Below are 24909 nucleotides of genomic sequence, written 5' to 3' on the forward strand. Positions count from 1 at the left end.
GGGCACCGGCCGCCTTCGTCGTGACCGGGGCGGACTACTGCTGCGGCGGAGCGTCGGGCCCGCCCGGCTGTCCGGGGTGGCCGGGCTGTCCGGGCTGCTGACCGGGCTGGGGGTGGCCCGGCTGCTGGGGGTACGGCTGCTGCTGGGCGGGCTGGCCGGGCTGGCCGTAGGGCTGCTGGCCGGGCTGGGCGTAGGGCTGGGCCGGGGCGTAGGGCTGCTGTCCGGGCTGGGCGTAGGGCTGCTGGCCGGGGTGACCGTACTGGCCGGGCTGGGCACCGGGCATCGGCTGGCCGGGGACGGGCGGCTGTCCGGGGTACGGCTGGCCGGGGACGGGCGGTTGTCCGGCGTACGGCTGGCCGGGGTACGGCTGGCCCGGCATCGGCGGGGCCGCCACGGGGGGCGGGTTGCCGTCGCTCGTCCACAGGCCCTGCGCCTGCTGGTGGCGGGCGAAGTCCTCGGCCACCATGGCCGCGAGGTTGAAGTACGCCTCGCGCACCTTCGGCCGCATCATGTCGAGGTCGACCTCGGCACCGGCGGCCAGGTGCTCGTCGAAGGGCACGACCACCACACCCCGGCACCGGGTCTCGAAGTGCGCCACGATGTCCTCGACCTTGATCATCTTGCCGGTCTCGCGGACACCGGAGATCACGGTGATCGAACGGGACACCAGGTCGGCGTACCCGTGCGCGGACAGCCAGTCCAGAGTCGTGCTGGCGCTGCTCGCGCCGTCCACGGACGGGGTGGAGATGATGATGAGCTGGTCGGCCAGGTCGAGCACGCCGCGCATGGCGCTGTAGAGCAGACCGGTGCCCGAGTCCGTGAGGATGATCGGGTACTGCCGGCCCAGGACGTCGATCGCGCGCCGGTAGTCCTCGTCGTTGAACGTCGTGGAGACGGCCGGGTCGACGTCGTTGGCGATGATCTCCAGCCCGGAGGGGGCCTGCGAGGTGAACCGCCGGATGTCCATGTACGAGTTCAGGTACGGGATCGCCTGGACGAGGTCGCGAATGGTGGCCCCGGTCTCGCGGCGCACCCGGCGGCCGAGCGTGCCGGCGTCCGGGTTGGCGTCGATCGCGAGGATCTTGTCCTGCCGCTCGATGGCGAGCGTGGAGCCGAGCGCGGTGGTCGTGGTGGTCTTGCCGACGCCGCCCTTGAGGCTGATGACGGCTATGCGGTAGCAGGACAGCACCGGCGTGCGGATCAGCTCCAGCTTGCGCTGCCGCTCGGCCTCCTCCTTCTTCCCGCCGAGCTTGAACCGGCCGCCGCCCGTCGGGCGGCTGCTCTTCGCCTTCTGCTTCCTGCTGTTGAGCAGCCGGTCCGAGGACAGCTCCACGGCCGCGGTGTAACCGAGCGGTGCCGCACCGGGGTTGGTGGGCTGCCGCTGGTCGTGCTGCACCGGCTGCGGCCACGCGGCACCCGCGCGCGGGTCGACGGGGGGCTGGGCGAACGGGGGCTGCGCGAAAGGGGGTTGGGGCTGCGGGGCCGCCGGATGCTGCGGTGCCTGGGGACCTTGGGGGTTCTGCGGGCCGTGCGGGGTCTGCTGGTTCTGCGGGGATTCGGCCTGACCCGGCTGCCGGTCCTGCGGCTGCGGCTGCTGCGGCGTCGCCTGCGGGAAGCCGTAGCCGCCGGGCTGCGGGAAGCCGTACCCGCCCTGCGCGCCGGGGGCGGGCGGGACGGGCGTGCCGTTCGGGTGGGGGAAGCCGTAGCCCCCCTGGGCCGGGGGCATACCGGGCTGCGGGAAGCCGTAGCCGGGCTGCGCCGGGGGCATGGGAGCCGCGGGCGGCTGCTGGCCGGCCGTGGCGGGCGCGGCCTGGTCCTGCGCCGGTGCCTGGTGCCAGCCGGCGGGCGCGGGCTGCGGGGCCTGCGGCTGGAACGGCGGCTGGGGCCCGCCCGGTTGGGCGGACGGCTGGGGGTGGGGCTGCTGTCCCGGACCGGCCGGCGGCTGCGGGTGCGCCTGGTGCTGCGCGGGCCACTGGGCGGCCGGTGCGGGGGCGGCGGGCTGGTACGCCGGCGGCAGCGGCGGCACGCCCTGCTGGGCCGGCGGGGGAGTCCAGGCGGGGGCGTCCTGCGGGGCCGCGTGCTGTGCGCCCGGTGTCTGCCGGTCCGGGTGCTGCGGGTCCGGGTGCTGCGGTTCCTGGCTCCGGGGTGCGGCGTCCTGCTGCGCGCCGACGGGAGGCCGGTGCTCGGCGGCAGCGGCCTGGGCGCCCTCGGGGGTCCGGCCCTCGGCCTCGGCCCCACCATCCGGCTGTGCGGCGGTGTCCTCGGCGGCGGGGGCCGGGTTCTCGGGGGCCGGGGTGCCGTCGGCGGCCTCCGGGGCGGGTTCCGCGTCCGGCTCGGGTGCCGAAGGGACCGCGGCCTCCTGCTCCGGCCGGTCGTCCTCGTCCCCGGTGGTGGCGGAGGTGTCGTCGTCCGCCTCCGCCGCCGGAGCGCTGGTGTCCGCGTCGGTGTCCTCGCCGGCGGCAGCGGCAGTGCCGGCGGGCTGGTCCGCACCGTCGACGGCGGCGCCGTCGTCCTCGTGCGCGTCATCGCCCTCGTGCCCGGCGGGCTCCTCGCCGGCGGCCTGCCGGCCGGCCTCGGACCCGGCCGCCGCGGCCCGCTCCTCGATCTCCCGCTGCAACGCCACCGCGGAGAACCGCATGGTGGCGCCGCTCTCCAGGTCACCGTTGCCGGAGCCGTCCGTGTCCGAGGCCGCCGGAGCCGCCACGGGGGCCTGCGGCCGGGTCTGCGGCGGCTCGGAGTGCTGGACCGCCGGTGGCTGGACCGCCGGTGTCTGCGGCGGTGTCCCGGGCGCCTGCGGGTGCTGCTGGGGCTCGAAGCCGCTGCCCTCCGGCAGCCTGGGCAGGGGCATGGGGCTCCCGGTGGGCGGTGCGGGAGCCGGGGTGGGAGTGGCGAACGGAGCGGGCGGCGTCGGGTGGGCCGGCGCGGTCGCGCCGAGCGGGTCCGCCGGCGGGACGGGCGGCACCGGGGGAGCGGTGGGGTCGGCGGGAGCGGCGGGAGTCGCGGGCGGCGGAACGGCCGGCCCGGACGCCGCGGCCCCGGCCCCGGACGCCCCCGGGAACCCCGCCCCGTCGGAACTCCCCGACGCGTTCTGCGTGTACCAGGCAGGCGGTGCGTAGTCGATGGTGAACTCGCCGGTCGTCTCGACGGCGGCCTCCGCGTCGGGCTGGTCATCGCCGGGCGTCGCCCAGCCCCCGCGGATCCCGTCCCGATCGCTGCTCACAGTTCCTCCTGGTGTGGTCGAGCACCCTCGTGGCGTGCTGGGGCGACCATTGCTGTCGTTCGATACATGGGCTGTCCCCCCGGGTCACCCCCGAGTCGCCCCCGGAACCCGCATCACCCCGTGCCGGGTGCTCGTTGCGTGCCCCGCCCCAGCCTAATCAAGAAGGGGGCGGGCAGGGCAGGCGCGTCCGCCGCCCGATGCACGTCCGGAACAAAGCGGGGCTGCCGCCCCCGAACCGGCCACCGAACCGGCCCCCGAGCCGGCCACCGAACCGGCCCCCGAACCGGCCCCGCGCCGGGCGGCGCGGCAGCCGGCCGCGGCACGTCTCCGGTGCCGGGGCCGGTGCCGGTCAGTCCATCCGGCGGGCGACGCCCAGCAGTCCGACCTCGGCGTCCGTCGGCTGCGTGACCACGTACCGGCGGTCGCCGTCCGCGCACCACAGGGTGACGCCGTCGGCGAGGGTGGGCAGCGGCTCGTACTCGGCACGGGGCAGACCGATGACCCGCCCTATCTCCGCCGCCTCGTCCGGCGACACCCGCTGCACCCCCACCACACGCGCCTGCCGCATCAACCGGGGCGCCACCGGGCTCAGATAGGGCAGCAGCGTGAGCACCGACTGCCAGGGCGCCGAGACCACGCGCCCGCGCGGCGGGCGCATGCCGCAGTCCCGGATGACCAGGACCGGGCTGCCCGCCGAGGCGCCGAGCGGAGGAACCCGGCCCACGTCGTGCACGGTCATCCCGGACTGGCCGCCCCCCACCGCCTGGACGACCTGCGCCCAGTGCTGGGCGCGGCCGGTCTCGACGGCGACCCGCGCGCCGGTCGCGGCGGCACGCAGCGCGAGCACCTGAGCGGTCCACAGACCGCCGATGAGCAGCACGTCGTACGGCGTCGGACGGTTCACGCCCAGCACGGCCGGGTGGCCCTCGCCGGTGACGCCGACGACGACGCCGTCGTCACCGATGGGCAGGGCCAGCGTGTCGAACTCGTCGACGGACAGCGTGTGCCGCGGATGCCGGGGGCCGAGCAGTCCGAAGCCGGTGCGCAGCCGCTCCGCGAGCCCGGCGGGCCGTGTGCCGTCGGAGCCCGCGGCGGGGCTGCCCGCGCCGGGGGTGCGCGGGTGGGCGGCCGGGGTGGGCACGGCGGCCATCAGCGGGCACCTCCGAGCGGCAGGGTGGCCAGGACTCCGGGCAGCTGCTCCCGGTCCAGACGGGCGAGCCCGGTCCGCGCCTGCCGGGCCACGCGCTCCAGTTCCCGGCGGGACGCGGCCAGCTCGGTGCTGCTCCGACCGGTCACACGCACGTGCCCGGTGAGCGAGACCTCCCGCTGCCCGCCGCGCGCCAGCGTCAGACTGAGCGTCGTCGCCAGCGCGGGCACCGCGGTCAACTGGGCCACCAGCTCCGGCAGTCCGGGGCCGGAACCGCCGAGCGGGGGCCAGCGGCGCACCCAGTACGTGGTGTGCCTGCGGTTGTCGCAGCGCCAGCTGCGGCTGGTCTCCTCGGTCCGCCGCCGGGGCGTCTCGCTCTGCCCGGCCTGGGCGGTCACCATCGGGTTGGCGCAGGCGGAGGTGGCGATGGCGGACGTCACCTCGTCCTCGGTGAGCACGGTCACCCGGAACCCGGCGCCGGTCAGCCGGCTCGCCAGGTGCTCCGCCGAGCGGACCAGGCACTTCTGGGCGCCGACGAGTCCGCCGCCGCGGGCCGCCACCGCCTCCGGGCACAGCTCCGGGTCCAGCTTCAGCGCGATCCACATGATGCGGACCGCGGGGGAGGCGCTCTGCGCCTGGAGCTGTGTGTAGTTGGTCACCACGACCGACTGCTGGGGCAGGTGCGGCGCGGGCGCGGGCTGGGTGTGCAGCACGATCTGTGCGGATTCCAAGCGGATTCCGTCGACGTCCAGCGCGTCCCGCACCAGGGCGAGCGGCAGCGGCCGGCGGCTGCGCTCGGCGCGCAGGGCGCCGAAGTCCGCCTCCACCTGGAGGACCGCGGTGAGGAAGCCGCCGTCACCGACCATGCCCACCGGGCGCCGGTCACGGTCGTTGCCGCGGCTGTAGCTGTACGTCCGCAGGCTCGGGTCGCACTCGACGGCGGGGGCGAGACCGGAGTCGGTGCCCGCCGGCACGGGCGTGCCGGCGGCCTTGCGGCGGCGTGCGCGCAGCGCCTGCACACCGGCCAGCCACTCGGGCAGGGAACGCCCCCGGCGCCGTACGAGGGCCAGGACGACCAGGACCACGGCGACGACGGCCGCCGGGATCAGCGCGTACGTCCCGATCACCCAGCCGCACACCACGAGCGCCGCAGCCAGCTCCAGCAGCACCAGCCGCTGCACGGCGAACGAACCTCCGCGCCCCGAGCGGGCCCTGAGGTGCGGCGTGACGGCGCCCGCCGGGGCGGACGGGCCGCGCGATCCCGACGGACCGGCGCCGCCCGATCGGCCCGGTCGTGACCTCGATTGCGATCGCGACCGGGTCCTCGGTGCCGAAGCCATCACTCCAAAACCCCCGAATCTCTACCGAAAACCCATGTCCGCACGCTCCCGCGCGTCCTGAGCGCCCTACCCATGACACACGCACGTCCGCGCAACAGGCATAGTAGGGGCCGGGTCTGACGACCGGGCCACCAGAGGCACACCACGGGCGGGCGCCGGAACCAGCACCGCGCCCAGGGCTCCGCAACGGGGAGAGAGCGGACACAGATGGCATCACGCCGCGATGAACTCAACGCCTACACCTTCGCGAAGCGTCGCACACTCGCGTCGTTCCTGCGGCCTTCGCCGTCGGGCTCGGAGGAGGGCGCACCGAAGCCGTTGAGCGCGGTGTGGCCCGGCCTGGTCGTCGGCGTGGTGATCCTCGCGGTGTTCGGCGCCATCGGCCTGTTCAGCCCCACCGCGCCGCGCGGCTGGGACGCCCCGGGCGAACACGTCATCGTCGCCAGCGACTCGACCACCCGCTACGTCGTCCTGAAGACGAAGGGCGAGAAGCAGCTGCACCCGGTGCTCAACATGGCGTCCGCCAAGCTGCTGCTCGACCCGGACAAGAACAGCATCATCACGGTCGACGAGAAGGTCCTCGACAGCGGCAGGCCCCCGCACGGCGCCACCATCGGCATCCCGTACGCCCCCGACCGGCTCCCCTCGGCGGGCGAGGCGGAGGCGGCCAAGCGCTGGGCGGTCTGCGAGCGCCCGGGCGCCGGTGGCCGGGCCATCCAGAAGGCGGCCTTCGTGCTCGCCGAGAAGGAGTGGGCGAAGACCGAGGGCCGCAACAAGCTCTCCGGCGGCGACCTGATGTACGTCGTCGGCCCGGACGGCAAGAGCCAGTACGTCGTCGACGCGCGCGGCTGGGCCTACCCGCTCGGCGACCCCGGCGACAAGGAACTCCTCAAGGCCCTCGACACCCGCAGCCGCGCCCCGCAGCGCGTCTCCCAGGACTGGCTCGACACCCTGCACAAGGGCGACCCGCTGGAGATCCCGGCCATCGACGGAACGCCCGGTGCCGCGGCGAACGCCTCCGCCAGCCTCGGCGCGTACGACAAGGTCGGCATGGTCATCAAGGCGTACGACGGCACGCGCATGCAGTACTACGTCGTCCTGCCCGGCGAGGTGGCCCGCATCAGCGAGTTCACCGCCACCCTGCTGCTGAACAGCGGCGACCTCGTCGCCGTCGGCCAGACCGGCGAGGCCCAGCAGGTCAGCCCCGGCGCGGTCGCCGAGAGCACCACCTTCCTCGGCGACAGGAAGTGGCCGGCGTACAAGCCGAGGACGGTCAACAACGGCACCAGCGCCACCAGCGGCCGCAACACCGTCTGCAACGTGCTGCGTTCGGTGAACGCCAGGACCGGAGTCACCACCCTGGCCACCTGGGCGGGCACCGACTTCCCCGCGCAGCTGCCCACCGGCTCCTCCAGCGCCTACGTCACGCCCGGCTCCGGCCAGCTCTACCGCCAGTTCCAGGGGCAGGAGACCAAGGCGGGCAGCGTCTTCCTGGTCACCGACACCGGCCTGCGCTACGCGCTCCAGTCCAACAGCGACAGCGCCACCGACGACAAGGGCATCGGCACCTCCGCCGAGCAGCGCAAGCGGCAGCTGGCCGAAGCGAAGATCGCCCAGACCCGGCTCGGCTACGAGAAGGTCGTCCCCACGCCCGTCCCCGTGGCCTGGTCGAGGTTCCTTCCCACCGGCCCGCGTCTGTCCGAGGCGGCGGCGCGGCAGCCGCAGGGCTCGTGACGGACGGCACCGGCATGGAGCCACAGCAGCCGCGGGAGTCACAGGAGCCGCAGAAGCCGCAGGAGAGCGAACCGATGCTGAAGGCAGCCGACACCAGGACCAGGGGCCGCAGCCGCACGGTGCTGGCGGCCCTGCTCGCCACCACCGCCCTCACGGCGACGACGCAACTCGCCCTCCCCGCCCCCATGGCGCGGGCGGACGACAGCGGCCAGTGCACGTTCCCGTCGAAGAAGTACGAGGGCCGCCCCTGGGCCCTGCAACGCGTCAACCTCGACGAACTGTGGGCCCAGTCGAAGGGCGAGGGAGTCCGGGTCGCGGTCATCGACACCGGCGTCGACGTCAAGAACCCCCAGCTCACCCAGGCCGTCGACGTCTCCAGGGGCAAGAACTTCCTGCCCGCGAAGAACAAGAAGGGCGAGGAGATCGAACGCGGCAACGCCAGCGGTACGACCGACACCGTCGGCCACGGCACTCGCGTCGCCGGCATCATCGCCGCCCGCCCCGCGAAGGGCACCGGCTTCGTCGGCCTGGCCCCCGAGGCCACCATCATCCCGATCAAGCAGAACGACGCGGAGGGCAACGGAACGGCGGTGACCCTCGCCGAGGCCATCCGCTACGCGGTGGACGCGGGCGCCGACGTCATCAACATCTCCCAGGACACCGCCAACGCGATCAGACCCGACGGCCGCCTGGAACAGGCCGTGCGGCAGGCCCTCGACCGCGACGTCGTCGTCGTCGCCTCGGCCGGCAACGACGGCCTCGGCGGCAACGTCAAGGTCACCTACCCGGCGTCCTACGAAGGCGTCCTCGCCGTGGCCTCCTCCGACCGCAACAACGAACGCGCCCCCTTCTCCCAGTCGGGCGAGTTCGTGGGCGTCGCCGCCCCCGGCGTCGACATGATCTCCACCGTCCCCGGCAACGGCCACTGCTCCGACAACGGCACCAGCTTCTCCGCCCCCTACGTCGCCGGCGTGGCCGCCCTGCTGAAGGCCAAGTACCCCAAGTGGACGGCCCGGCAGATCGTCGCGCAGATCGAGCAGACCGCGGAACGCACCATCCCCGGCCACGACCGCCTGGTCGGCTGGGGCGTCGTCGACCCGGTCAAGGCCCTGACGGACGTCGACCCGGCCAACCCCGTCGAGTCACCCCGCCCCGAACGCAACCTCACCGGCGCGCAGGCCCCCTCGGTCGACCCGGTGCACTTCGGGGAGACGGCCGACGAACGCAACGTCCGCCTGGGCACCTACGTGGTCGTCGGCGGCCTGGTCCTCGCGGCGGGACTGAGCGGCACGGCGATCGCCGTACGGGACGCCCGCCGCCGGCGGGGCCTGCGAGGAGGTCCGGCATGCTGACCCGGCTGTCCGTGATCCTCTTCGTCCTGGCGGCGATCCTGCTCCTCATGGCCTGCGTCAGGGCCGACCGCGTCCGCTCCTGGCGCGAGTCCCTCAACCCGTCCGCCCCGGCCGTCCCCGACGCCGCCTTCGTCGTCGCCCGCCTCACCTTCGTCGGCCTCGCCGTGGGCTGCGTCGTCCTGGGCGTGCGGGGACTGGGTGTCGAGGACGGCTCGAAGTGGAGTGACGACGAGCTGGCGAGCGCGGTGGAGCAGGCGACGTACGAACTCGACGGATTCCTGTACCGGACCGACGAGAGCGGCGAGCCCGTCGTCTTCCTCTACGAGTACGACACGCTGATCGAGACGGAAGTGGCCGAGAACGGCGGCGGCGACGCCCCCCAGGACGGGGTGGACGCCTCGCCGCTCGCCGGCAACACCGACGCCGACGCGTACTTCACGGTGACGGCGAACGGCGCGGACAGCGCCTTCTGCACCCACGTCGAGCGCGTCCGCTCCAAGGAGGACGACTACACCCCGCCGGGCATCGCGGGACGCCCGGGGACGTACACCGAACTGGGATACCGGCTCGACGTGACGACCCGCGAAGGGGCGTGCTGACCGGCCGGACGGCGCCGGGGAACCGGTCAGGCGACGTCGTTCAGGGTGGCGGAGGGCGCCTTGCCCTCCTGAGCCTGTCCGGCGCGCTCGGCGAAGACGGTGGCGAACTGCTCCACCGTGTTCGGCAACTCGACGCCGGAGCCGGCCTCCCCCATGGTCACCATGATCACGCTGCCGACGCGCACCTGGACGAGAACGGCCTCCGCCCCGGCCCGCAGTGAGGTACTCACGCCGGCCACGGCATCGCTCTCGTCCCCGATCGTCCCCAGATCCAGCTCTCGCGGTTCGACGCTCCGCCCACCCCAGGCCTTCCAGACCGGCTCGTAGGAAGCCTGCGCCGCCTTTGCGTCCTCGTACGCCATGAGAACGAAATCGAGCTGAGCCTTGTCACGGCCGCCCGCCATTGCCGAAACCCCGGTGACCCGCGGCTTGGAGCACTCCTCGGGCCCTTCGTGGCACCGGGCCACCCCGAGTTCCCTCGCCTTGCTCTGCGGGTACGCGACGGGCTCGACGGCGACCTCCCACCCGGGGGCCGCCTTCGCGTCCGGCAGCACGGCTGCGGCCTGCCGGGCACTGAGCGGACCGGCCTCGTCCGCGCTTCCGTCACCGCAGCCGGCCAGGAGCGCGAGCGCCGCGCAGGACACGACGGCCTGTCGCACCAGCCGACGGGTACGCGGGCGGACGGTGACTTCCATGGCTTCCTCGATCGATGTCACGTGGTCGGCTTCACCAGTCCGTCGCACTCGCCCCGCACGAGGCCGATGCCTCGACCTGGCTCGTGTACGCGGTGATCAGGCGCCGCATCGCGTCGGCGTCGCTGTGCTCGGAACCCTGAGCCTGAACCGCCGTGTACAACTCCTGGCCGTTCCGCTCGTCGACGCATCCGCCGGTCTTGCCGAAGGCCTCGTTCCCCGAGTACCGGAACCGTTCGTCGTCCGCGGACTGCTCCGGGGCTTCGAGGGACTGGCTGGAGGCGAAGTACGCGGTGGTCTTGCCCTCTTCCACCCACGCCTGCGTGGCCCTCAGGGCGAGCTTGTCGTCGACCACGACCTCGCACACCTTCGTTCCCCCACCCGACTTCTCCCGCTCGGTGACGTCCTCACCGTCCGGCAGGAACTGCCCGAGATCGTCGGCGTCGACAGCGATCCCGCACAGATTCTCAGGGATCGCGTAATCGCGCCGGGACTCGTCACCGCCGCACCCGGAGAGCGCGGCGACGAGGACGGCGACCGCCGGAACGACGACCATGCCGCGCTGTCGCGACGGCGTAAGGCGAGCACTCACAAGATCCCCTTCGTCGCACTCGTTGATCAGAAGGCCGCGATGCTACCGGGCGCCTGCCCGTCCACGATGGCGCGGGCGTTGATGTACCCCTGGCGGGCCGCCTCCCGGGCGGTGATACCGGCGTCGCTCGTGTCCATCGTGTGGTACTTGTCCGCCGCGGTCCGGGCGGCGTCCTCCGTGATGGTGAGGTTCCGCGTCAGGCCTTCCTGCCAGTACTCGCCACCGGTCTGCTGCGCCTGGTCCATGGCATGACCCTCGGCGTCCTTGAACACCGATTCCAGAACGGTGCTGGTGACGGTTCCGGCGACACCTCCGACCGCCGCCCCGACCCACGGTGTGGCCACGAAGGAAGTGCCCACGCCGACCACGGTGCCGACCGTGCCGGAAATGATGTTCTTCTTCTGGGCGACGGCGTGCTCGTATTCCTTGTCCTTGTCCGAGGCCTCCTTCCCGATGTACTCCTGCGCGCCCAGCGCGAGAGTGCCGGACACCTCGCCGGACCGTCCCGCGATCTGCCGGATGACCAGTTCCTCGTCCTCGGAGAGACGCTGGGCCTCCGGCAGGTCCGGGTTCAGGTGGTAGTCCATCAGCTTGCCCATGTACGCCTTCTGGCCGACCTCGACGGCGGCGTACCCTTCCGGGTTCTGGCCCACCGCGAAGAGCAGCTTGCTCACGGACGTGTGGTCCAGCTCGGCTTCCGAGCCGGCGACCGGGTACAGCTTCTGCACGTCCTGCCACTTCTGCGAGTCCGGATCCCGTTCGACGTCGGTCATGGCGCGGTTGATGTCCGGGAGGTACTCCGACGTGATCTGTCCGACGCTGTCGGTCATGAAGCCCCGGCCGGTGAGCCGTTCCGGGTCGTCCGCGATCGAGGCGACCAGGCTCTCCATGAGCTGGGACTGCTCACGCGTGTGCGCCGGCGTGTCGATGGTCGGCATCTCGCCGGCGGGGTGTCCCGTGGTCGCCGCCTCCAGCGCCAGCGCGAGATTGTTCTCGCCCGTACGCAGGTCGTCGCCCTTGAGGTTGCTCTCCTTCGGCCACTCCCGCTCCTCGAAGAGGTACTGGAAGTTGGAGAGCGTGACCTTGCCGTTCTTGCCGTCGCCGTCGGTGTCCCGTTCGAAGGGGTTGTCCTCGTCGTCCTTGTTGATGAACTCCTGGTTGAAGAAGTCGGTCGCCGCGGCCGGGCTGTTGGACAAACCCTTCAGATAGCCGGTGAGCGGGTCGGAGCCGCTGTCCTCGCCGATGCGGTTCAGCCAGGGGTCCATGCCCAAGTGCTGCCACGCCGTGTTGGCGTGCTCCCCGTTGCCGGTGAGCTTGCGCTCGGTGGCCATGAGCTTGTTGCCGTAGTCCCTGAGGAACTGGTCGTCGTAGTCGCCCGTCCGCATCAGGTTGCTCATCACCTGGAAGCCCATGGGGCCGCCGTTGTTGCCGTAGAGCGGCTTGTCGCCGATGTCGACCATCGTGCGCTTCCACTCGGTCATCGCGACCGAGTCGCTCTGCGTGGCGTTGGCGAGCGTGGTGCCCAGGCTGCGCTGCAGGTCGTCGAACTTGTCCAGCCGCTCGCGCGCCAGTTCGTAGTTGCCGCGGTGCGGGTCGTTGACGCCGGTCCAGAACTCGAGCGTCTTCTGCGGCCCCAGAGACGTCGCGAACCGCTCGGCGAACAGATCGTCGTTGCCGTACTTGCCGAGCCCGTCCACCAGCCGGTCGAACTCCTCCGGGCTGAGGTCCTCGGGATCCTTCTTCGCCAGCTTCGCCAACTCGTCGGCCTGCTTGACCGCCTCCGCGGCACTGTCCCGGTCCTTGTACGAGGCGTCCGAGAAGCCGAGCCTGCTCTGATCGGCGATGGCCTGCAGCACGGTTTTGGCCGAGTTGTCGCTCTCGGTCGCCTTGTCGAGGATCTTCTGGAGCTGGTCGCGGAGCGCCGTGATGTCGGACTGGTTGTCCTTGTCCTCCTTGGCCCGGCCCTCCGGCGGCACGTTCGTGGTGACGGTGAACCCGCCCTCGTAGCCGATGACCGTCAGGTTCTTCTTCCGGCCGCCCTCGATCGCGTCGACGAGCTGCTGGTGGTAGTCCTTCAGCTCGTTGCGCGTGTCGTCGAGGATCCGGTGGATGGTCGTGGCCTGGGTGTGCGCGTCGCTGAACTCACCGGCCGTCTTGCCGATGAACTCCTTGGTCACCTGGGCGTTCACGCCGGCCCAGTCCGCCTTGTTCGCCGCCTGGCGCAGTTCGTCCTCGGCGTCCTTCTTCAACGTCTCGAGGTGCTTGACCAGATCCGACCAGTCTTTGACCGCGTCGTCGAGCAGCTTGAAGTTGGCGTCGCGCAGAGTGTCGAGGTCCATCGGCCTTTGTCCCCAGGAGTGTCGAGCAGTGGATGAGTGAGAACGAGTCGGTGAGCTGGTGCCGGTCGGTCAGGGCGGGGGTGAGCGGGAATCCCGCTGCCGCCCGCGTCATCCAGGCCGCTACTCCTCCTTTTTCTTCTCGTCCTTCTTCTCTCCGTAGACAGGATTCTTCTCGCCGGGCTGCCCCACACGCTCATCGAAACCGGCGTCCAGAACATCGATGCTGCTCATCTGGCGCACGATGAAGTTGTCGTCGCCGGCGTGGATGTTCTTGGTGACCTGAAGATGGTTCGTGATCTGCGCACAGGCGTCCATCAGGGACTTCAGCTGCTGCTCCCACCGCAGCGACACGTGCTGCAGCGCGGCCCCCAGGGCGAAGCCCTGCTTCGACAGGTCACCGGCCGCGGAGTCGGTGCTGGGGACGGCGACGCGGGCTTTGTCCCACAGCTCGTTGTAGAGGGTGTGCGCCGACTTGCTGATCTTGGTGAGTGAAGTGTTCGGAACCTTCAGGTCGCCGTACTTGGAGGGCCCTCCGGCGATGCCGGGCGACCCGTCACCCGGGTCGAGCTGGTTCAGCTGCATCTGCGTGGACTGCCGCTCGGCGGCCTGAGACTTGAGCTGCTCCCATTCGTCCCATGCCATGGGTGAACCCCTTCCCCCGTGCTGCTCGCCTGCCGGAGCGTGCCAGATGGACGACCTGCTCCGGCGCTGTGGTGAAGGCAAACCTAGCAACCGGGCGCGGGGGAGCAGGGGGAGCGGGTCGTTGTGTGTGGATTGTCCGGGGTGGAGGTTCGAAGGAGACGGCGACAGCACGCCGGCATCACGGCGCGGAGTGCGGCTGCAGGGTCACTCGGGCGTCTGTGAAGCCGGCGCGGAGTCGCCCATGGGCAACGGTTCCGCTCTCCCGGAGGCCGCCGTGGCGAGGCCTGTGGAGGTGTTGCGAAGGTTGCGAGGGGAGTCCCGCGGCGGGGTGACCGGCACCTCGGCGAAGCGGCAAATCGGTCATAGCGTGGCCTCGGCGCCGGCCTCGTAACTAAGTTAGGACACACCCTGGTTGGACCCGTTGTACCGGTTGACTAGAGTGGTAAAAGCGTTGTCTGGCGCAGCTCGCTTTGCGATCGTACGGCGAGCGAGTGACCGGTCCGGATCTGATCGGGGCCGTGGATGTAACGGGGAAACGGGGAGGAGCGTCGTGCTTCCAGCAGACATGATGGGGGGCGTGTCGGCGGCCAGGAAGAAGGACCTGGAGGCCAGCGATGAAGCGCTCAGGAAGTTCGTGTCTCAAGTGGACGAGGTGCTCCGCAACCTGGAGGGGTCGGCCGGCAACCCGGCGAAGGTGAGCGCCCAGACGATCAGGGCGTCTTCGCTGAGCAGCGGTCGCAGGGACGCCTTCCCGGAAGCGCACAGCCTGTACAGCCAGTACAACAGCGTCCACGAGCAGCTCACCACCTTGTCCAAGACGCTGCACCTGCACATCGAGGCCATCGGCATCGCGGTCAAGGGCGCGGCCCACGGCTACGAGAAGCTCGAAGACGACCAGCGTCGGCGATTCTGGGAGATCCGGGCAGAGATCCTCGAGATCGAGAAGGCTGCGAGTGGCCGGCACTCCGCCAAGGACGAGTCCGGGATGGGGGCCTGACGATGACCGACGAGCAGCACCAGGCAGACCTGGAGCGTGCCCGCAACCAGAACTCCTTCGCCGACCTGGCTCGGACGGTCGAGCACGCGGACAGCGGCGGGATACTCACCCGGTGGGTGATCGATCCTGTCCGCACGGTGGTCGGTTCCACCGGCCAGGGCAAGGCCGTCTTCGGCAGCACGGACTTCGCGGCGAAGAACCTCGACCTCAACGAGATGATCGATCTGGTCGAGCAGACGGACCCGGAGGACCTGGAGTCGTCCGGCAACGCGCTGCTGGACGCGCGGACCGCCATCGCGGACGCGGCGAAGACGCTGAGCGGCGACATCGCCGCCGTCCCCTGGGTGGGTGAGGCCGGTGAGGCCTTCCGGCAATGGGGAGAGCGGCTCGTCAAGGGGTCGACGGAGCTGAGCGAGTTCGCGGGGAAGGCGGGCGACCAGCTCGTCGCCGCCTCGATGGGCCTGGCATCGGTACGCAAGGCGATGCCCGCCCGCGACCCCAAGAACCTCAAGCGCCCCGAGAACTTCTCCGACGCGGAGAAGGCCGCGAAGAAGGACGACTACGACGCGGCCGTCAAGGTGGAGAAGGACCGCCAAGAGGCGATCAACCAGATGAACCGGCTGGCGTCGTACTACGCGGTCTCCAGCCAGCAGCTCGCGGCGTTGCAGGAGAAGCCTCCGACGTTCGGGGAGGTACCGGCCGGCAATATGCCGAGGGACGAGGGTTCGGGCGGGACTTCAGCAGGTGCTGCGTCCAGTGCCACACGGAGCGTGACAGCCGGGGAGTATCAGGCGCCGGCGGAGTCACAAGGCCGTTCCGGCGTGAGCGATCCGAGCGGTACGCCCACCCCCACGACTTCCGGCAGGACAACGGTCACGCTTCCGGACGACGCAGTCGGTACGAACATCGACAGTGTCGGCACCCTGCCGCCGACCACCACGACTCCGGTGACGGGTCCGACGCCGCCCGTCACGGGCACCCCGCCCACGGTGAACGGCCAACCCGGTGGGTTCGACCCCTACGTGCCCACGGTGCCCGGCAAGTCCACGGGCAGGACGCCGAGCGGAACGAGCGGCCTGCGCACCCCGGCCCCCGCGCAGGGACGTACCCAGCCCGGACCGATCAACTCCGCCACCGGTCGCACGACGGGTCCAGGTACCGCGCAGCCGATGGGGCGCGCGACCGGTCCGGGAACCGGGCAGCAGACGGGACGCACAACAGGTCCCGCTGCCGGCCAGCAGATGGGTCGTGCCACGCCGACAGGGCACACGCCAGGCAGAGGGGCCGGTTCCGGTTCGAAGCCTTTCCCGATGGGGCAAGCGGGTGTGTCCGGAGGCACCCCCCGCACCACTGGGACCCCGGGGGCGCGGGCGAATGCCGGCCCGGCCACAGGTGCCGGTCGCGCGAACGGTGTCGTCGGCGGGCGGCCCACCACAGGTGGAGCCGCGCCGAAGGGTGGGTCGAGGATCCCGCGTGGCACGGTGATCGGCAGCGGCTCGACGACTGGTCCCCGGCCGTCGGCCGGCGGCGGACAGCGCGGTGTCTTCGGAGCCCCTCCGGCAAACACACGGCCCGCCACAGGTGCCGCCAGCGCCCCCCGTGGCGGTGGCGTGGGAGCGGGAAAGCCGGTGACCGGCAGCCCCACGGGCCGTAACTCCGCCGTTCAGGCCGAACGGAACGGTATGACTCGTGGAGGAGCCGGCCTGGTCCGCCGGTCCGGTGAAGAGCACAAGTCCGGCGACGAGAGAGACACACAGGGAACACCGCGTCCCGACTGCGTGGCCGAAGACCCGGAGACGCATCTGCCCGACAGGCCCCGGCGTGACGTGCCGCCGGTCGTCAACTGAGCGCTAGCGAGGATTCACAACGCCATGAAGTCAGGCACGTCCTTCGGGACATGGTGCGGTACGCGAGTGCGGGTCGTGGGCGCAGTGGTGGGCACCCTGGCTGTCGCGAGCATGGGGCTGGCCCCGAGTGCTGCCGCAGCTGATGCCCAGTCCCAGCAGTGGTACCTGGGACCGATGCAGACCGAGCAGATGTGGAAGGTCACCAAGGGTGAGGGCGTCAAGATCGCAGTCCTCGATACCGGGGTGAACCCGAACACTCCTTCGCTGAAGGGACAGGTTCTGGCTGACGAGGTGCCGGAGCCGGTCGCGTACGGGGCCACTGACGACTATCACGGCCACGGGACGACCATGGCCGAGTTGATGGTCGGCACGGGTGCCGGCGGCGGCATCCAAGGGCTGGCTCCTGGGGCCAAGGTGGTCCCCTATCGCGTGCAGATGATGGGGCTGCACACAGGAGAGGAATTCGACAAGGAGACGCCTGCAGGAGAGGCGTTGAGGGCCGCTGCCGACAGCGACGCCAAAATCATCAACATGTCGCTTGGCGGCATGACATCGAAGGCGGACCAGGACGCCGTCGAGTACGCGGCCTCCAAGGGGAAGCTGCTGGTCGCCTCGGTGGGCAACGAAGGTGCCCCCGACGCACCGGCGATGTACCCGTACGTACTGGGTGTGGGGGCTGCCGACGCCAACTACAAGGTGTCCAAGTTCTCGAAGGAGTCGTCGGACGGTTACACCGACCTCGTGGCACCCGGTGAGGCGATTCCCAAGTGGTGCGACGAGACCTTCCGTTCGTACTGTCAGTCCCAGGGAACCAGCCAGGCGACCGCCCTCGTCTCCGCCTCCGCCGCCCTCATCTGGTCCGCCCACCCCGACTGGACCGTCAACCAGGTCACCCGGGCGCTGCTCGACACCGCCAGCCGCGGCTGGCCCAAGGACGAGCCGAGCATGTACGCGGGTTACGGGTTCATCCGTCCACGAGTCGTCCTGGCGGACCCCGGCTACGACCCCGGCGCGCCGGATGTCGACCCGCTGGCGGAGGTCAACGGCGGTGACCTGCTCGCCAAGGCCGGTGCGCGGGACGCGAGCGACGGCGGCGGCACCGGCGACGCGGACAACGCGGGCAACTCCTCGTCCGCTCCCTCCGCTCCTGCATCAGGCGCGTCACAGGCCCCCGAGAAGGGTTCAGCCGACGGCACTTCGACGGCAGGATCGGACGCGGAGGCGGCAGCCGCCGACGACAGCAGCAGCAACACCCTGTGGATCGCCCTGGGCGCCGCAGCCGCAGTGATCGTGATCGGCGGCGCCGGTGCCGCCGTCCTGCGGGCGCGGCGCGCGAGGTGACCGGACCAGCCGCCCGAGCCGGGTGAACACCTGGCCGAGGGCCATGGGGCCTTCGGTTCGGCCTCAGCACCGCGTCCCCCTCGCCGAGGCCCGGACGCGGTACCAATCGACCGGATAACAGACAGTGGAAGGGATGGCTGGCCATGGCTATGGACCAGAAGCTCGAAGATGCAGCGGTAGTCAAGCTGCAGAAGCAGATGTACGAGAAGTACGAGAACATCCGCAAGCGGGTGCACAACCTCCAGGGCGTCATCGACAGCCTCGAGGGCGGCCAGTGGCAGGGTATCGGCCGTGCCGAGTTCGACAAGAAGCAGTACGAGATCAACGAGTCCCTGGCGAAGATCGGCAACATCCTCGGCGAGGTCATGGAGGCCATGACCACGACGCGCAACATCAAGGACAGCAAGGAGGACGAGGTCCGGGCCGCGGTCAACCGGATCAACCTCCAGGACGGCGCCCCCACGGTTCAGACGTCTCCGTTCAGCTCGATGTCCTGAACCGGGCCACCGGACCCAGGACATCGAGCACGACACTTCACCGCACATCACTCACCGCACACGAGCGAGACGAGGTAGGCAGACATGAGCCGTAACGGTGACGGGCTTTCCGTCTCTTACGACGCGCTGGACTTCGCGGCCACCAACATCGGCAACGAGGCGAAGGCCCTGGAGCAGGATCTCCAGGAGCTCCGCAAGATGGTCGAGAGCAGCAAGCAGTACTGGGCCGGCCAGGCGCAGGGCTCCTTCGGCGACAAGCTGGCCCGCTGGGACAAGGAAGCCAACGACATCCACCAGGCCCTGACGGGCATCGGTCACGTCGTCGGCCAGTCCGGCGGTACGTACATGGAAGGCGACAAGAAGGCCGCCAGCTACTTCCTGTAGCAGACGGCCGGTTCGCGGAAGACGGTGACAGGGTGGGCGCGCGCGGGAGGCGCCCACCCTGTTGCCGTGCGGGAAGCGGGACGAGGAACGCCGTGAAGCGTCCTGGCCCTGGCGTCGAAGGACGGGCGCTTCGCCCGGGAACGACGCGGACGCGACCAGGCGGTGGAGGCGTCGATCGTCCCCGCTCTCCAGGACGGCGCCTGGCGAAAGCCCCGTCGCCGCCGCCGACCGCCGGGTCCTTCGTGCCGCCCGCACGCGCAACCCTCGACGTCCTCCTCGTGTTCTGACATCCTCGCGCCCTCACGACAACGGGCCCGTCGCCGCCGAAGCGGAGGCGGGCCCGAGGCGTCGCCGCGGCTGCCGTCACCGGTACCGGTCCGGCACCAATCCCACCTGGACCAGCGGCTTCCCCCGCTTGCGCGACACGAAGGTGCCCCGCCCCGCGGGCATCGGACGGGGCCGGACCCCGCCCAGCAGGTCGCCCTCGTTCGGGTCACCGGCGAGGACCACGCCCTGGGCGCCGAGCTCCTTCATGCGCTGCATGAAGGGCTCGTAGCCGGCCCGGCCCGCGCCCGCGGTGGAGCGGGCGATGATGAAGCGGACGCCGACGTCCCGGGCGAACGGGAGGAGTTCCGTGAGGCCCGACAGCGGGTTGCCGCTGGACGTGGACACCAGGTCGTAGTCGTCGATGACGATGTACACCGTGGGGCCGTTCCACCAGCTGCGGTCGCGCAGCTGCTCGGGCGTGACGTCGGCGGTCGGCGTGCGGCGCTGCATCAGGTCGGCCAGCGCGTCCATGTGGTGCTGCATCTGGTTCGACATGGGGATGTACTCGGCCAGGTGCGAGGTCGGGGTCACCCCGAGCAGGGAGCGCCGGTTGTCGACCACGAAGAGCTTCGCCTCGTTGCCGTCGTAGCGCTCGGTGAGGCGCTGGATGAGCAGCTTCAGCAGGTTCGACTTGCCGGACTCGCTCTCGCCGAAGACGAGGAAGAACGGGTCCTGCTCGAAGTCCACGAACACCGGCTCGAGGTTGTCCTCGTCGAGCGCGAAGGCGATGCCCCGGTTCGGGAAGCGGTCCCCGGGCGGGAGCTGCTGCGCCGGGAACTCGCGGGGGAGCAGCCGGACCTCGGGGGCGCCGGGCTGCTGCCAGTGCCGGGAGACCTCGGCGGCGAGCGCCTGCGTCGCCTCGGCCAGGTCGGTGTCGGAGGACAGGCCGTCGATGCGCGGGACCGCCGCCATGAAGTGCTGCCGCTGCGGGGTCTGGCCCCGGCCGGGGACACCGGTCGGCACGTTGGCCGCGACCTTGCGGTCGAACTCGGAGTCCATGGGGTCGCCGAGCCGCAGCTCCAGGCGGTTCATCAGGTGGTCCTTGAGGTTGGAGCGGACCTCCATGGAGCGCGACGCGGTGAGGATGACGTGCATGCCGTAGCCGAGGCCGCGCGCGGCGATGTCGAGGACGGCCGGCTCCAGACCGTCGTAGTCCGTGCGGAAGTTGCCCCAGCCGTCGATGACCAGGAAGACGTCGCCCCACGGCTGGTCGGTGGTGGAGATGTCGCCGCGGGCGCGCCGGGTGCGGAACTCGGCGATGGAGGAGATGCCGGCGGTACGGAAGTACTCCTCGCGGCGGGTCATGATGCCGTACACCTCGGCGACCGTACGCCGTACCTTCTCCGGGTCGAGGCGTGAGGCCACGCCGCCGACGTGCGGCAGGCCCGCCACGGAGGACAGTCCGCCGCCACCGAAGTCCAGCCCGTAGAACTGCACTTCCTGCGGGGTGTGGGTGAGCGCGAACGACGCGATGATCGAGCGCAGCAGGGTCGACTTGCCGGACTGCGGGCCGCCGAGGATCTGCATGTGGCCGGCCGCGCCGCCGAAGTCGGTCCACAGCGGGTCGCGCCGCTGCTCGTACGGCTTGTCGACGATGCCGACGGGGATGACGAGCCGTCCCGCGCCCTCGTAGCCGGGCTGGGTGAGGCCGCGGCCGGGCACCGCGGCCAGTCCGGGCAGCAGGGAGTCCAGCGACGGCGGGCTGTCCAGCGGGGGCAGCCACACCTGGTGGGCGGCCGGGCCCTGGGCCTCCAGCCGCCGCACGATGACGTCGAGCACCGTGTCGGCGAGCGCGTCGTCGGTCTGGTCGGGCTCCTCCTGGCGCTGCTGCGGCACCGCCGCGTACTGGACGGGCACCTGCGAGGCCGTGAAGAGGACGGGCCTGCGGTCCACGGGGAGCGGGCCGCCGTACGCCGCCGCCTGCTGGGAGCTGGAGCGGTACACACCGGAGACGTACGCCGCCTTGAAGCGGACCATCTCGTCCGTGCCGTACTTCAGGAAGCCGGAGCCGGGCACGTTCGGCAGCTCGTAGGCGTCCGGGACGCCGATCGCGGCGCGCGATTCGGCCGCGGAGAACGTGCGCAGACCGATCCGGTAGGACAGGTAGGTCTCCAGGCCGCGCAGGCGTCCCTCCTCCAGGCGCTGCGAGGCGAGGAGCAGGTGCACACCGAGCGAGCGGCCGATGCGGCCGATCTGCACGAACATCTCGATGAAGTCCGGCTTGGCGGTGAGCAGTTCGCTGAACTCGTCGATGACGAGGACCAGCGAGGGGATCGGCTGCAGCGCGGCACCGGCCTGGCGGGCCTTCTCGTAGGCGTGGATGTTGGCGTAGTTGCCCGCGTCGCGCAGCATCTCCTGGCGGCGGTTCAGCTCACCGCGGATGGAGTCGCCCATGCGGTCGACGAGCGTCAGGTCGTCGGCGAGGTTGGTGATGACGGCGGCCACGTGCGGCATCTGGGACATGCCCGCGAACGTCGCACCGCCCTTGAAGTCCGCGAGGACGAAGTTCAGCGTCTCGGAGGAGTGCGTGACCGCGAGACCGAGGACCAGGGTGCGCAGCAGCTCCGACTTGCCGGATCCGGTCGCGCCGACGCACAGGCCGTGCGGGCCCATGCCCTCCTGCGCCGCCTCCTTGAGGTCGAGCATCACCGGCCGGCCGTCCTCACCGACACCGATCGGCACCCGCAGCCGCTCCGACTGCGAGCGCGGCCGCCAGGTGCGGCGCGGGTCGACGTTCGCCGCGTCGCCGAGGTTCAGCAGGTCGGTGAACTCCAGGTTGGCGAGCAGCGGTTCGTCGTCGTCGCCGCCGGACGCCACGCGCAGCGGCGCCAGCTGGCGGGCCAGGGCCTCCGCGGCCTCGTAGGACAGCACGTCGGGGGTGCCCTCGTAGACCATGCCGTGCGCGGATTCCAGGCGCAGTTCGCGCGGCTGCACGACGATGGACAGGTCACCGCGTCCGGTGGTGAGGTCGCCGGGGACCACCTCGAGGACGGTGACGCCCTGCAGTCCCTCCGGGCTGGCGAGCAGCGAGGTCGGCGGCAGGGAGACACCGTCGAGGACGATCACCAGGTGCGGCTGCTCGGGCACCGGCGGGGCGCTCGGGTGGAAGCGAGGGCGGCCCTGGAGCCGGGTGCCCAGCAGGTCCTCCAGCTCGGCCGGGTCGGTGGTGATCAGGCGGCGGCTGCCGGCGCCGTCGGCCTCGCCCCTGGCCTGCACGTGCGGCAGCCACTTGGCCCACTCCCACTCGGGCGCCGCGTCACGTCCGGTGGCGACGGCGACGACCAGGTCCTCGGGGGAGTGCAGCGAGGCGAGGGAGGCGGCGATCGCGCGGGCGGCGCCGCGCACGGTGACCGGCTCGCCGCTGATCGACACGTGGTAGAAGGCCCGCAGCGACACCGCCATGGGCAGGTCCTCGAGAGTGCTGTGGGTGGCCACGAAACGCTGCATGGCGCCGGCGGTCAGCGGCTCGAGCTGGTCGACCGGGGCGCTCTCCGGCGGGACCAGCGGCGTCGCCAGGGCCTGCGGGCCGAGGCCCACGCGCACCTGGCCGAAGTCCTCGTCGCCCGCGCGGCGCTCCCACACCCGGCTGCCCTCCGCGACCAGTGCCCACAGTTGCTCCGGTGAAGGGTGCAGGTAGTACTGGGCGTCGCGCTGGGCCTTGGCGGTCTGCTGCGCCGCCCGCCGGGTCTGGGAGAGGTAACGCAGGTAGTCGCGGCGGATGTCGGCGATCTGCCCCTGGGTGCCGCGCCGGTGGCGGATCAGCATCGCGACGCCCATGGCGATCGTCGACGCGATCATCACCATGCCCATGATCTTCATGAAGGGCTGGGCCTGCGGGTTGAAGAAGAACACCACGGATCCACCCATGCCGAGCATGGGCAGGAGCTGCATCAGGGCGCCTTCGCGCTCCCCGCGCGGAAGCTCCGGCGGCGGCTGCAACACGACCTCGTTCGTGGGCACTTCCCGCGGCAGAGCCCTCGGTGGGCGCTTGACGACGATGTGGCTCACTTCGCACCAATTCCCTTGCCGGACCGACCGTTCCGCTCGCCGCCCCGTGTCCGGCGAACGTCGGTCGCGAAGCGCGATCCTACTGACAACCACTGACATCGGTGGGCGGTAGGGTGCCGTTGGGACGTGTGAGCAGTTGCGAATCGGGCCCCGCAGAACCGGGCAATACGCACGGTTCGAAGCGAGTGCCGCCCGCACGGGGACCGGCTGCTCCCGGGCAACGCGGTGCATCACCGGCGGCACGGGCGGTGCGGCACAACGTACACAGGATCGTTACCGGCGGTCGCGCGCTCGGCGCCACGACCGCCGTACCACCGACGAGGGGGAACAGCAGGTGAGCATGACGGCCTCCGCGCCGACCGGCGCGACCGGCGGAGCGGGCACCGGAGCCCCTTCCGGGGCGGGCACCGGCTTCGGATTCTGCCGGGTCACCATCGTGGCGCCCGACAGCCGCATCGACGTGGCCCTGCCCGACGACGTGTCGGTCGCCGACCTCTACCCGGAGATCCTGCGGCTGTCCCGGCAGACCTCCGCCGAGGGCGCCCCCGTCGGCTACCACCTCGTACGCCGGGACGGCACCGTCCTCGACGGCTCCCGGTCCTTCGCCGCCCAGCGCATCCTCGACGGCGAACTGCTGACGCTGCGTCCGTTCGCCGAGTCGCTGCCGCCCGCCGTCTTCGACGACGTCTCCGAGGCGGTGGCCACCGCGGTCACCGAGGACCGCACGCTGTGGAGCGGCACGCTCACCCGCGCCGCGGGCCTGGTCGCCGGCGGGATCCTGCCCGCGCTGCTCGCCTTCGTGGTCTGGAACTCCCAGCTCCGCCACGACATGCACAGCCTCCAGGGCGTCCTGGCCGCCGTCGCCGGCGCCCTCCTGGTCACCCTCGCCTGCGTCCGCGCGCGGGTCTACGACGACCGCGGCTCCGCGGTCGCCCTCGGCCTCGGCGCGCTGCCCAACATCGCCGTCGCGGGCTCCGGGCTGCTCCCGCTGTCGGAGGGACAGGGCATCGGGCGGCTCCAGTTCCTGCTCGCCTGCGCGGCCGTGCTCGTCGCCGCCCTGGTGCTCACGCTGGTGTCGCCCAGCGGCGACGGCCCGTTCGTGGCGTTCGTGTTCGCCTCCGCGATCGGCCTGCTCACCACCTTCCTCGCGATCCTCACGCGGCTGGAGCCCATCGAGACGGCCGCCGTCTGCGCGCCGCTCGCGGTCTGCGCCCTCGCCTTCCTGCCCGGCCTGTCCATGCGTTTCGCACGGCTGCCCATCGGCTTCGAGCCGCCCAGCCCCGGCCGCGGCTACACCGACGAGGAGACCGCCCCGCAGGAGCCCGTCGACCGGCAGCGCATCGCCGCCCAGGTCCGCCGCGGCCACGAACTGCTGGTCGGCCTCGTCGGCGGCTGCGCGCTCGTCACGGTCGGCGCGTCGATCGTCCTCGGCTTCTCCGACAACGTCTGGGCGCAGCTCCTCGCCCTGGCCACCGGCGTCGCCATGCTGATGCGGGCCCACCTGTTCCGCTACACCGCGCAGGTCGGCGCCACGCTCGCCGCCGGTCTCGCCGCGCTGGTCTTCCTCGGCCTCGGCCTCGCCCTGAACCCGCCGAACGCGTACCTGCGCGACGCCCTCCAGGGCGACACCACCGGCCTGGACATCCGCTCGGTCTGGCTCGCCGCCGCGATCGCCGCGACCGCCGCCCTGCTGACCGCGATCGGTCTGATCGCCCCGCGCAGCGGCGTCACGCCCTTCTGGGGCCGCTTCACCGAGATCGCCGAGACGTTCGTCCTGCTGACGCTGGTCCCGCTGGCACTCGCCGTGTTCGACGTGTACGCGTCCGCGCGGTCGATGGCCGGCAACTGAGA

General features: G+C 71.6%; 17 protein-coding genes. 9 read left to right on the forward strand and 8 right to left on the reverse strand.

The window, feature by feature from the left end; all coding sequences use genetic code 11:
- Positions 1 to 34: 34 nt before the first annotated feature.
- The 3 genes from SGLAU_RS24290 to eccE all read right to left on the reverse strand — a co-directional run bounded on the left by SGLAU_RS24290 (position 35) and on the right by eccE (position 5707).
- The gene (locus tag SGLAU_RS24290; RefSeq protein ID WP_052413868.1) at positions 35 to 3220 is read right to left on the reverse strand and encodes an SCO5717 family growth-regulating ATPase; all 3186 of its coding nucleotides are present in this window, start codon (positions 3218 to 3220) and stop codon (positions 35 to 37) included.
- A gap of 349 nt (positions 3221 to 3569) precedes the next feature.
- Entirely contained in the window at positions 3570 to 4370 is an 801-nt protein-coding gene (locus SGLAU_RS24295; RefSeq protein ID WP_052413869.1) for a hypothetical protein, read from the reverse strand.
- Positions 4370 to 5707, reverse strand: coding sequence for a type VII secretion protein EccE (gene eccE / locus SGLAU_RS24300; protein WP_043504533.1), 1338 nt, complete (start codon positions 5705 to 5707; stop codon positions 4370 to 4372). Before eccE ends, SGLAU_RS24295 begins: the two co-directional genes overlap by 1 nt.
- A 207-nt stretch (positions 5708 to 5914) precedes the next feature.
- Here eccE and eccB point away from each other — a divergent pair, with 207 nt between their 5' ends.
- The 3 genes from eccB (at position 5915) to SGLAU_RS24315 (ending at position 9392) form a co-directional block, all read left to right on the forward strand.
- Entirely contained in the window at positions 5915 to 7441 is a 1527-nt protein-coding gene (gene eccB / locus SGLAU_RS24305) for a type VII secretion protein EccB (RefSeq protein ID WP_043504534.1), read from the forward strand.
- Positions 7442 to 7515: 74 nt separating this feature from the next.
- Positions 7516 to 8793 carry a type VII secretion-associated serine protease mycosin gene (gene mycP / locus SGLAU_RS24310; RefSeq protein WP_052414138.1) on the forward strand — a complete coding sequence of 426 codons (1278 nt, stop codon included), beginning with the start codon at positions 7516 to 7518 and terminating at the stop codon, positions 8791 to 8793.
- The gene (locus tag SGLAU_RS24315; protein WP_043504535.1) at positions 8787 to 9392 is read left to right on the forward strand and encodes a hypothetical protein; all 606 of its coding nucleotides are present in this window, start codon (positions 8787 to 8789) and stop codon (positions 9390 to 9392) included. Before mycP ends, SGLAU_RS24315 begins: the two co-directional genes overlap by 7 nt.
- A gap of 26 nt (positions 9393 to 9418) precedes the next feature.
- On the opposite strand, the gene SGLAU_RS24320 is transcribed toward SGLAU_RS24315, so the two are convergent.
- The 4 genes from SGLAU_RS24320 to SGLAU_RS24335 all read right to left on the reverse strand — a co-directional run bounded on the left by SGLAU_RS24320 (position 9419) and on the right by SGLAU_RS24335 (position 13657).
- Positions 9419 to 10108, reverse strand: coding sequence for a hypothetical protein (locus tag SGLAU_RS24320; protein WP_159072799.1), 690 nt, complete (start codon positions 10106 to 10108; stop codon positions 9419 to 9421).
- Between the two features lie 10 nt (positions 10109 to 10118).
- Entirely contained in the window at positions 10119 to 10676 is a 558-nt protein-coding gene (locus SGLAU_RS24325; protein ID WP_159072800.1) for a hypothetical protein, read from the reverse strand.
- A gap of 26 nt (positions 10677 to 10702) precedes the next feature.
- Positions 10703 to 13015, reverse strand: coding sequence for a hypothetical protein (locus tag SGLAU_RS24330; RefSeq protein WP_043504539.1), 2313 nt, complete (start codon positions 13013 to 13015; stop codon positions 10703 to 10705).
- A gap of 120 nt (positions 13016 to 13135) precedes the next feature.
- Positions 13136 to 13657: a hypothetical protein gene (locus SGLAU_RS24335; protein WP_043504540.1), complete on the reverse strand. Its 522-nt coding sequence runs from the start codon at positions 13655 to 13657 to the stop codon at positions 13136 to 13138.
- Positions 13658 to 14207: 550 nt separating this feature from the next.
- Here SGLAU_RS24335 and SGLAU_RS24345 point away from each other — a divergent pair.
- From SGLAU_RS24345 to SGLAU_RS24365, 5 genes are all read left to right on the forward strand, one after another.
- On the forward strand, positions 14208 to 14654 hold the full coding sequence (locus tag SGLAU_RS24345; RefSeq protein ID WP_052413870.1) for a hypothetical protein: 447 nt from the start codon (positions 14208 to 14210) through the stop codon (positions 14652 to 14654).
- A 2-nt stretch (positions 14655 to 14656) separates the two neighbouring features.
- Positions 14657 to 16501 (forward strand): hypothetical protein, encoded by a 1845-nt coding sequence (locus SGLAU_RS34545; RefSeq protein ID WP_043504543.1) that lies wholly within the window; start codon positions 14657 to 14659, stop codon positions 16499 to 16501.
- A gap of 66 nt (positions 16502 to 16567) precedes the next feature.
- Positions 16568 to 17842 carry a S8 family serine peptidase gene (locus SGLAU_RS24355; protein ID WP_279628026.1) on the forward strand — a complete coding sequence of 425 codons (1275 nt, stop codon included), beginning with the start codon at positions 16568 to 16570 and terminating at the stop codon, positions 17840 to 17842.
- A gap of 143 nt (positions 17843 to 17985) precedes the next feature.
- Positions 17986 to 18339, forward strand: coding sequence for a WXG100 family type VII secretion target (locus SGLAU_RS24360; protein WP_043504545.1), 354 nt, complete (start codon positions 17986 to 17988; stop codon positions 18337 to 18339).
- A gap of 84 nt (positions 18340 to 18423) precedes the next feature.
- Positions 18424 to 18723 (forward strand): WXG100 family type VII secretion target, encoded by a 300-nt coding sequence (locus tag SGLAU_RS24365; protein WP_043504546.1) that lies wholly within the window; start codon positions 18424 to 18426, stop codon positions 18721 to 18723.
- Positions 18724 to 19086: 363 nt separating this feature from the next.
- Here SGLAU_RS24365 and SGLAU_RS24370 read toward each other — a convergent pair whose 3' ends face one another.
- Positions 19087 to 23058 carry a type VII secretion protein EccC gene (locus SGLAU_RS24370; protein WP_043504548.1) on the reverse strand — a complete coding sequence of 1324 codons (3972 nt, stop codon included), beginning with the start codon at positions 23056 to 23058 and terminating at the stop codon, positions 19087 to 19089.
- A gap of 340 nt (positions 23059 to 23398) precedes the next feature.
- Here SGLAU_RS24370 and eccD point away from each other — a divergent pair, with 340 nt between their 5' ends.
- Positions 23399 to 24907 (forward strand): type VII secretion integral membrane protein EccD, encoded by a 1509-nt coding sequence (eccD, locus tag SGLAU_RS24375; protein WP_043506963.1) that lies wholly within the window; start codon positions 23399 to 23401, stop codon positions 24905 to 24907.
- The last annotated feature ends 2 nt before the right edge of the window (positions 24908 to 24909 follow it).

It is taken from the genome of Streptomyces glaucescens, from assembly GCF_000761215.1.
Taxonomy (GTDB): domain Bacteria; phylum Actinomycetota; class Actinomycetes; order Streptomycetales; family Streptomycetaceae; genus Streptomyces; species Streptomyces glaucescens_B.

Coding starts and splice junctions, on each gene's coding strand:
- SGLAU_RS24295 (WP_052413869.1), bottom strand. CDS start 4,370: ATGGCCGCCGTGCCCACCCCGGCCGCCCACCCGCGCACCCCCGGCGCG.
- eccE (WP_043504533.1), bottom strand. CDS start 5,707: ATGGCTTCGGCACCGAGGACCCGGTCGCGATCGCAATCGAGGTCACGA.
- eccB (WP_043504534.1), top strand. CDS start 5,915: ATGGCATCACGCCGCGATGAACTCAACGCCTACACCTTCGCGAAGCGT.
- mycP (WP_052414138.1), top strand. CDS start 7,516: ATGCTGAAGGCAGCCGACACCAGGACCAGGGGCCGCAGCCGCACGGTG.
- SGLAU_RS24315 (WP_043504535.1), top strand. CDS start 8,787: ATGCTGACCCGGCTGTCCGTGATCCTCTTCGTCCTGGCGGCGATCCTG.
- SGLAU_RS24330 (WP_043504539.1), bottom strand. CDS start 13,015: ATGGACCTCGACACTCTGCGCGACGCCAACTTCAAGCTGCTCGACGAC.
- SGLAU_RS24335 (WP_043504540.1), bottom strand. CDS start 13,657: ATGGCATGGGACGAATGGGAGCAGCTCAAGTCTCAGGCCGCCGAGCGG.
- SGLAU_RS34545 (WP_043504543.1), top strand. CDS start 14,657: ATGACCGACGAGCAGCACCAGGCAGACCTGGAGCGTGCCCGCAACCAG.
- SGLAU_RS24360 (WP_043504545.1), top strand. CDS start 17,986: ATGGCTATGGACCAGAAGCTCGAAGATGCAGCGGTAGTCAAGCTGCAG.
- SGLAU_RS24365 (WP_043504546.1), top strand. CDS start 18,424: ATGAGCCGTAACGGTGACGGGCTTTCCGTCTCTTACGACGCGCTGGAC.
- eccD (WP_043506963.1), top strand. CDS start 23,399: ATGACGGCCTCCGCGCCGACCGGCGCGACCGGCGGAGCGGGCACCGGA.